The organism is uncultured Sphingomonas sp., assembly GCF_946477935.1.
Lineage (GTDB): Bacteria > Pseudomonadota > Alphaproteobacteria > Sphingomonadales > Sphingomonadaceae > Sphingomonas.
In genome coordinates this window covers 1-7,638 of the sequence record NZ_CAMLAC010000172.1, presented here as the reverse complement: position 1 = coordinate 7,638, position 7,638 = coordinate 1, and the positions used below count along the sequence as shown (strand labels likewise).

At 67.9% G+C, this 7,638-nt stretch carries 8 protein-coding genes; 5 read left to right on the top strand and 3 right to left on the bottom strand.

The features are described 5' to 3' along the window. Both Q0U08_RS15150 and Q0U08_RS15145 read left to right on the top strand, forming a co-directional pair. Positions 1 to 962, top strand: a 962-nt coding sequence (locus Q0U08_RS15150; protein WP_298092333.1) for a DUF1176 domain-containing protein, incomplete at its 5' end; no start/stop codon positions are given. Between the two features lie 14 nt (positions 963 to 976). Further along, entirely contained in the window at positions 977 to 1,600 is a 624-nt protein-coding gene (locus Q0U08_RS15145; protein WP_298092331.1) for a YbhB/YbcL family Raf kinase inhibitor-like protein, read from the top strand. 461 nt (positions 1,601 to 2,061) lie between these two features. Here Q0U08_RS15145 and Q0U08_RS15140 read toward each other — a convergent pair whose 3' ends face one another. Further along, positions 2,062 to 3,081: a GGDEF domain-containing protein gene (locus Q0U08_RS15140; protein ID WP_298092330.1), complete on the bottom strand. Its 1,020-nt coding sequence runs from the start codon at positions 3,079 to 3,081 to the stop codon at positions 2,062 to 2,064. Positions 3,082 to 3,198: 117 nt separating this feature from the next. Continuing rightward, on the bottom strand, positions 3,199 to 3,735 hold the full coding sequence (locus tag Q0U08_RS15135) for a peroxiredoxin (RefSeq protein WP_298092329.1): 537 nt from the start codon (positions 3,733 to 3,735) through the stop codon (positions 3,199 to 3,201). Between the two features lie 91 nt (positions 3,736 to 3,826). Here Q0U08_RS15135 and Q0U08_RS15130 point away from each other — a divergent pair, with 91 nt between their 5' ends. After that, positions 3,827 to 4,633, top strand: coding sequence for an inositol monophosphatase family protein (locus tag Q0U08_RS15130; protein WP_298092328.1), 807 nt, complete (start codon positions 3,827 to 3,829; stop codon positions 4,631 to 4,633). A gap of 12 nt (positions 4,634 to 4,645) precedes the next feature. Here Q0U08_RS15130 and Q0U08_RS15125 read toward each other — a convergent pair whose 3' ends face one another. After that, on the bottom strand, positions 4,646 to 6,751 hold the full coding sequence (locus Q0U08_RS15125) for an AsmA family protein (protein WP_298092326.1): 2,106 nt from the start codon (positions 6,749 to 6,751) through the stop codon (positions 4,646 to 4,648). 165 nt (positions 6,752 to 6,916) lie between these two features. On the opposite strand from Q0U08_RS15125, the gene rpmI reads away from it, so the two are divergent. Continuing rightward, positions 6,917 to 7,120: a 50S ribosomal protein L35 gene (gene rpmI, locus Q0U08_RS15120; protein ID WP_007406658.1), complete on the top strand. Its 204-nt coding sequence runs from the start codon at positions 6,917 to 6,919 to the stop codon at positions 7,118 to 7,120. Positions 7,121 to 7,142: 22 nt separating this feature from the next. Then, entirely contained in the window at positions 7,143 to 7,508 is a 366-nt protein-coding gene (rplT, locus tag Q0U08_RS15115; RefSeq protein ID WP_112381698.1) for a 50S ribosomal protein L20, read from the top strand. Positions 7,509 to 7,638 lie beyond the last annotated feature (130 nt).

Below are 7,638 nucleotides of genomic sequence, written 5' to 3'. Positions count from 1 at the left end.
CCCCGAAGCTGGCCGATATCCGCATCTTCCGCGACTGGGCGATCGCCTGCGACAATGGCGGTCTGTGCGAGGCGGCCTCGCTCGCGCCGGGCGAAAACGGGGCGCTCGGCACCGGACTCGTCGTTCGTCGCGCCGCCGGCCCGGACGGCGCCGTCACCGTCCTGCTGCGCAAGGCGGACGGGCAGGTGGACAACGCCACGATACAGGTCGACGGCAAGGTGGTGGCGCAAGGACGCCCCGATGACGACTCCCGCCTGCTCCTGACCGGCGATCCTGCCCGCCGCCTCGTCGATGCGATGATCGCCGGCCGCGCCGCCAGCATCCGCGCCGTTGAGCCGCTCGCCCTGTCTCTGTCCGGTCTGTCGGCCGCGATGCGTTATGCCGACGACCGACAGGAGCGCGTCGGCACCGTCACTGCGCTCGTCGCCAGGGGTGATCGCCCGGCCAGCACCGTCCCTGCCGCCCCCACCCTGCCGGTCGTGCGCGCCGCCGCCATCACCACCGTCGCGCCCGAAATACCCACCGCCGCCGCCATCGCCGGCATGCGCCGCCAACTGGAATGCCCCGCCGACGATTTTGGCCCGGTCAGCCAGGATGGCTATCGCCTCGACGCGCGCACCACGCTCGTCCTGCTGTCCTGCGGCGCCGGCGCCTACAACATGACCTCCCAGCCGCTGCTGCTGCGCGATGGAAAGCTGACCCCGGCGCCGTTCGACATCGCCGTCGATTTCGGCGAGCCCAAGCCCGCGGGCACCCCCGCCACGCTCGTCAACGCCGGCTGGGCGGCCGATGCCGGCGTGCTGACCAGTTGGGCCAAGGGACGCGGACTGGGCGATTGCGGCAGTCTTCAGCGATTCGCCTGGGATGGCGAGCGCTTCCGTCTGGTTGAAGCCAGAGCGATGACCGAATGTCGCGGCGCGATCGATCTGGTCAGCGTCTGGCGCGCCAACGTTGTTCGCTAACAGGAGACAAGGCCATGCTTGAACATCTCCCCGCCTGGCTGGGCAAGGCGCTCGGCACCGTCCGCGCCGGCTCCGATGGATTGATGATCGCCCGGCCGGAACTGGGTCGCGGCTTCGACACACTGTCGCTCACTAGCCCGGCCTTTGCCGATCAGGGGCGCCTGCCGCCCCGCTTCACCGCGGATGGGCAAGGCGTGTCGCCTCCGCTCGTCTGGGGCGATCCGCCGGCTGGCACCGCGCATCTTGCCCTGATCGTCGAGGATGCGGACGCGCCCACGCCGCAGCCGCTGGTCCATGCCATCGTCTGGGCGTTGCCGCCCGGTGCCGGGCATCTGGAGGAAGGCGCGATCGTCGCCGATGCCGCTGGCACCACCGATGGCGGCGATGTCGGGCGCAATTCGTACTTGCGCGAAGGATGGCTGCCGCCCGATCCGCCGTCGGGGCATGGCGAGCACCGCTATGTCTTCCAACTGTTCGCACTCGGCGAAGATGTGGCGGATCCCGGCGATACGCCCGGGCGCGGTGCGATACTGGATGCGATGGCCGGCCATGTGCTGGCGGCCGGGGTCCTCGTCGGCACCTATTCGCGCCAGGAGGAAGCGCCGGTCGGTCCGGTCGGCGCGGTGGCACCGGGCTGAACCATTCGCCCGGCGGGCGGGCTTCAGCCGATCATCAACTGGGTCTGCCCGGCGATCAGAAGGACGGTGGTGCTGAACGCGGCGAAGCCGATCAGCAGGCTGCGGGTGATGGTCATGGCGGCGGTTCCTCGGGGATTCCTTGGGGGGGCCGGGCGGATCAGGCGATCGGCACGACGGGGACGGCGGCGCTGATCGCGATGGCGGCGAACAGGATCGCACCGGCGACCGAGGCGAACTGCTGGCGAAGCGTGGAAAGCTGGAACATGGGTCGTTTCATCCTTGGTTTGGCGATCGAGGGACTGTCCGACGATCGATACCCAAGGCTTTGCAGAAGGCGTGCCAGTTCGAAAAACCCACGCATTTCCGCCGTTTGCTGAAATGACATCGGGCGGCATTGGCATTATCCGCCAACTCCTGCCCGCAATTCACACCAAGGATCAGCGAAAAATTCGTCCGCCGGCTTACGCCGCGCAGACCTGATCGCGACCCTGGCTCTTGGCGGTGTAGAGAAGCTGGTCGGCGCGCACGAACGCCCCCTCGCGCGTGTCCTCGGCGCGGATCGCGGTCACGCCCGCCGAGAAGGTGACCTGCCCGATTCCCTCTTCTGTCGCCCGTACCCGAAAACGCCGCGCCGCCACCCGCGCGCGCGCCGCATCGAGCAGCGCCGCCGCCCCGCTCAGCGACACGTCGTGCAACAGGATGGCGAACTCCTCGCCGCCATGCCGACTGACCAGATGCCCCTTGCACTCCTCGGCAAGCATCTGGCCGATCGCGCTCAACACCCGGTCGCCGACATGATGGCCGTGCCGATCGTTGATCAGCTTGAACCGATCGACATCGCACACCGCGATGCAACAGGTTTCCTCGGCCTCGCGGCACGCGGTGAACGCTTCCTCGAACGCCAGCCGGTTCGCCAGCCCCGTCAGCGGATCGCGCCGCGCGGTCTCACGCGCCTCGGCCAGCTTGGTGCGCAGCGCATCCGCCTCCGCAGTCGCCTGCGCCAGACGAACCTCGGTATCGCGAATGCGCGCGATCATGCCGCCCGTCAGGGACGCGATCTGGTCCAGGCCCGCCACGGTCGGTTGCCGCGTGATCGCCGCGGCACTTTCCTCCAGATCGCGCCCGAAGCCGCGGGTCACCGCATGCATCGCACGCACCGTTTCGGCAAATCCCTCCACCTGGCTTTGCGTGGCGGCGACCAGCGCATCCGATCGCGCCTCGGGCGACGGTTCGGAGGGGCGCGGGGCACTGGAGGCGCTTTGCACCGGCGCCTCGTTCACCACGGTGCCGCCCAGCCGGATCACGTCGTCATGCGCCAGCCGCACGCCGCCATCGGTCAACAGCGCCACCGCACGCGCGGTCGGTCCATCCGGATCGGTCATCAGCGCATGGACGAAACTGTAATGCGCAGGATCCGGCGTCAGTCGATGATCCGCCAGAAACTGGCCGATACGATCGAACAGATTGTCCTTTCCGATCATGTCAGTCCGTTTGGCGTGATGCATTCAACCCTCCCACAGCGAATGTGGCCTAGAGCAGAACGGTTGAAATTGGGTGACCAAAAGGATCATTTCGGATCCGCCGTCAACAGTGTCCGGTCAGCGGGGCAGCGCACGCACCGCCGCCAGCGTCGTGGCGACATGCTCGGCCGGGTTCATGTCGTCATGGACGAAGGCGATACGGCCATCGCGCCCGATGACGTAGCTGGTCCGCGTCGTCACGCTGCGGCCCTGTATGGCGCGGCCCAGCGCGACGTCATAGCCCTTCACCACCGCCGGCCCGGCGCTCGCCACCGGGAATTTGCCCGCGCATTCGGAGGCGGAGAACGGCACCAGTCGCTCCACCGGATCCGCCGACATGCCGATCACCTGCGCGCCTGCCGCACGAAACTCGCCGATCTTGTCGGCAAAGGCACGCGCCTCCGCATTGCAGCCGCTGGTGAAAGCCGCGGGGAAGAAATACAGCACCACCGGCCCCTTCTTGAGCTGCTGCGCCAGGTTCACCTTGAACGGCTTGCCCGCCACCGCGCCGCGCGTGGTGAAGTCGGGCGCCCTGGCACCGGTCTTCAGGCTGGCGCCTGCGGGCACGGCGAGGGCGGCGGCGGCCAGGGTGGCGACAATCAGGGGCAGGCGCATGGAACAGATCTCCGGGTCGTTGATCCGTGGCTAAGCATTAACCATGCGCCCGTCCATTGCCGTTTTCCGACCATTCTCCTAGTCCGCTGGCATGGCTGTACATTCTTCCGACATCGCGCTCGCGCTGCGCCTCGCCGACGCGGCCGGCGCCGCGATCCGCCCCTGGTTCCGCCGCGCCGATATCGGACTGGAGATCAAGGACGACCGCTCCCCCGTCACCCGCGCCGACCGCGAGGCGGAGGCCGCGATGCGGCGCCTGCTCGACGCGGAACGCTCGGGCGACGGCGTGGTGGGCGAGGAATATGGCACCAAGGACGGCGTCACCGGCCGGCAATGGGTGCTGGACCCGATCGACGGCACGCGCAGCTTCACCGTCGGCCGCCCGATCTTCGGCACGCTGATCGCGCTGGTCGAGGATGGCTGGCCGATCCTCGGCATCATCGACCAGCCGATCGCGGGCGAGCGCTGGCTGGGCGTCGCCGGCCGCCCCACCACCTTCAACGGCCAGCCCGCCCGCACTCGCGCCTGCCCGAAACTGGACGGCGCGATCATCGCCACCACCAGCCCGCACCTGTTCGGCGAAGGCGACGTGCCGCATTACATGGCGCTCGTGGCCGCGATCAGCGGCGGCAACCCGCGCCAGGGCCCCGTCTATGGCGGCGACTGCTACAATTACGGGCTGCTCGCCTCGGGGCATCTCGACATCGTCGCCGAATCGGGCCTGCAACTCTACGACTTCGCCGCACTCGTGCCGATCGTGGAAGGTGCCGGCGGCCGCATGTGCGACTGGAACGGCGATCCGCTCACCGCCGCCAGCGCCGGACATGTCCTGGCGATCGGCGACCCGGCCCGCACCGACGACGTGCTGGAAGCGCTGCACGGCGTCCACGAGCATTAAGGCGCCCGCGCCCTAGAAAATTCCCAGGAACTTCTTGCGCTGCGCCTTGCGCTCCGGCTCGCTCTGCTTGCCGTCCTTGCTCTTGGCGGTGGTGCCCTTGCCGACATCCTCGCGCTCTTCGCCGTCCTTCGTCCGCTGCGCATTGGCGCGGGCTCCGGCCAGCACCGGTCCGCACGCCGCCGCCTTGGCATCGCCCACATCGACAAAGGCCAGCACGCCCGCCAGCGGCGTCGCCACCACCGCCAGCCCCAGCCCGGCGCCGGCGCGCGCCAGCAGGTCGCCGCTGATCGGGTCGATGCCCGGTGCCGCGAAGCTGCCGGTCAGCCCGACCGGCGACTGGCCGGAAAACAGGCTGATCCGCTTGCTATCGGCGCGAAACGCCAGGTCGATCGCCTCGTTGCGGAAGCTGAAGCCGCCGCGCGCCACGATCACGTTCTTGCTGGTGTCGATCAGCACCGGGTCGGCCGCGGCGATCCCGCGCCGCACGGTGAAGCCGATCAGCCCGCAATTGATCCGCACAGGCTCCTTCAGCCGCTGCTCGAACATCTTCTGCACGAAGGTGCCCAGGTCCAGCTCGGCCAGTTCGGCATTGCGCGTCCACAGCGTCCCCGCCGGCAGGATGAACGCGATCCGCCCATTGGAACTCGCCAGCGAATCATGGATCGTGTCACCGCGCCCGGCCAGTTGCACGCGCCCCTTCACCACGCCCGACGTGCCCGCCTCCGCCACGCCCCAGCCCGCCAGCAGACGCCCCAGCGGCGTCGGCGCCAGCCTGATGTCATAGCGCACCGCACTCGGCCGTGGCCGCGTGTCGAACGTCACGTCCGACGCCACATTGCCACGCGCCATCGCAAAGGTCAGTGGCGACAGCACCAGCTTGCCCCGTTCCAGATCCAGCGACAGGTCGACATTGCTGATCGGCAGGTTGCGCGACCGCACCCGCCCGATCGTCCATTTCAGGTCCGCGTCGAACCGCTGCATCGTATCGATCGGAAAGCGCGCATCGGGCAACAGCCGCTGTGCCCCCGCGCCCGTCGCCGCGGCGGCGGCCTGCGCGCCCTTGTCGGCGACGATATCGGGATTGTAGCCGATGAAGGGCGCCGCATCGATGATGTCCAGCGTCCTGGTCGCCAGGGTCGAATCGAGGTGCAGCCGTTCGCCATTGGTGATGGTCAGCGTGCCGGCCAGGTCGGTATCACCCGCCTTGCCCGACATCTGCGTGAAGCGATACACCTCGCCGTCCTTCACCAGCCGGCTGCGCAACTGATAGGTGCGCGTCTGCGGGATTGCCACGCCGATGATCGCCAGCAGCGTCGACAGGTCACGCCCGCGTGCCGTGGTTCTGAGCGGCACATTCTCGATATCCGCGATCGAGGGCAGCGTGCCGCCCACGTCGATCACATTGCCCGCCGCCCGCATCCGCGCAACCAGTTCGTTCCTGCCGCGGTTGACGGTGGCATCGGGCGACAACAGCCGCGCGGTCACGGTAAACGGCGTTCCCCTGATCCGGCCATCGCCCTTGACGCCCACCGCCTTGCCGATCCGCGCATCCTCGGACCGGACATCCTCGATCCCCAGATCGGCGAGCAGCCGCATACGCGGATCGACATAGCGCACTGTCGTGCCGCGCACGCTCGCCACATCGATGCGGGGGAAGTCCAGCGGCTTGCCGCCCTTCTTCTCGCTGAACGTCCAGCTATTGGTCGAATGATCCGGCTTCCATTCCAGATCGACCGCGCCGTTCTGCAGGTCCAGCCAGTAAAGCCGCCGCTTGCCGAAGAGAAGCGACAGGGGCGCGATGCGCGTATCGATCCGATCGGCGGTGAACAGGTTGGGCCGGCTCGCCCAGGCCGGATTGGAAATGGCCAGCCGCTCGGCATACAGCTTGATGCGAAGGGGTGCGAAATAGAGCTGGAAGTCGCCGCCCACACTGACCGTACGGTTGGTCAGCCCGCCGACGATCGATTCGAACGGCCGCTTCAGGAACCGCCCCTTGGTGACGAACAGCACCAGCCATACCGCAAGGATCGCGATCACGATGCCGGCGGCCACGCGCAACAGGATGCGCCTGCGCCGGGATTTCACCGGCGTGTCCTTGGTCGGGGTGGCCGTCTCCATGCCGGTGTCAAGCGCCCGAGTGCCGTTACGGTTCCGCATCGGTTGCAAAGCACCTGTCGCCGCGCTAAGGGCCCCGCTTCCTCGATCCTGCGCGTGGAACGACTGCCCGGCTGGTATGGGCTGCCGCGGCTGTCATTCGCATGGGGTCAAACCGAAAGGACCAAAATGCCCAAGCTCAAGACCAAGAGCGGCGTCAAGAAGCGCTTCAAGCTCACCGCCACCGGCAAGCTGAAGCACGGCGTCGCCGGCAAGCGCCACCGGCTGATCAGCCACAACGGCAAGTATATCCGCCAGAACCGCGGCACCTCGGTCCTTTCCGACGCCGACACCAAGACCGTGAAGGCCTGGGCGCCTTACGGCCTGAACTGAGCGACAAGGGAAGGATTAGGATATGGCACGCGTCAAGCGCGGTGTAACCACCCGGGCCAAGCACAAGAGGATTCTCGGTGCAGCCAAGGGCTATTATGGTCGCCGCAAGAACACCATCCGCATCGCACGTCAGGCCGTCGAAAAGGCCGGCCAGTATGCGTATCGCGACCGCAAGGTTAAGAAGCGGACCTTCCGTGGTCTGTGGATCCAGCGCATCAACGCCGGCGTCCGCGCCGAGGGCCTGAACTATTCGCAGTTCATGCACGGCCTGAAGCTGGCGGGCATCGATCTGGACCGCAAGGTCCTGGCCGACATCGCCATGCACGAGAGCGCAGCCTTCTCCGCGATCATCGCGCAGGCCAAGGCGGCGCTTCCGCAGGCTGCCTAAAAGCACCTGTCGGCAGACAAGAAACAGGGCGTCGGTGGCAACACCGGCGCCCTTTTCTGTTCTTGCTCCCTCTCCCCTCACGGGGAGAGGGAAGGGGCCCGCTGCCGTCAGGCCGTGGGAAGGGTGAGGG

What these genes read in the sequence shown, in the direction of transcription:
- Q0U08_RS15145 (WP_298092331.1), top strand. Translation starts at nt 977, where the DNA reads ATGCTTGAACATCTCCCCGCCTGGCTGGGCAAGGCGCTCGGCACCGTC.
- Q0U08_RS15140 (WP_298092330.1), bottom strand. Translation starts at nt 3,081, where the DNA reads ATGATCGGAAAGGACAATCTGTTCGATCGTATCGGCCAGTTTCTGGCG.
- Q0U08_RS15135 (WP_298092329.1), bottom strand. Translation starts at nt 3,735, where the DNA reads ATGCGCCTGCCCCTGATTGTCGCCACCCTGGCCGCCGCCGCCCTCGCC.
- Q0U08_RS15130 (WP_298092328.1), top strand. Translation starts at nt 3,827, where the DNA reads ATGGCTGTACATTCTTCCGACATCGCGCTCGCGCTGCGCCTCGCCGAC.
- Q0U08_RS15125 (WP_298092326.1), bottom strand. Translation starts at nt 6,751, where the DNA reads ATGGAGACGGCCACCCCGACCAAGGACACGCCGGTGAAATCCCGGCGC.
- rpmI (WP_007406658.1), top strand. Translation starts at nt 6,917, where the DNA reads ATGCCCAAGCTCAAGACCAAGAGCGGCGTCAAGAAGCGCTTCAAGCTC.
- rplT (WP_112381698.1), top strand. Translation starts at nt 7,143, where the DNA reads ATGGCACGCGTCAAGCGCGGTGTAACCACCCGGGCCAAGCACAAGAGG.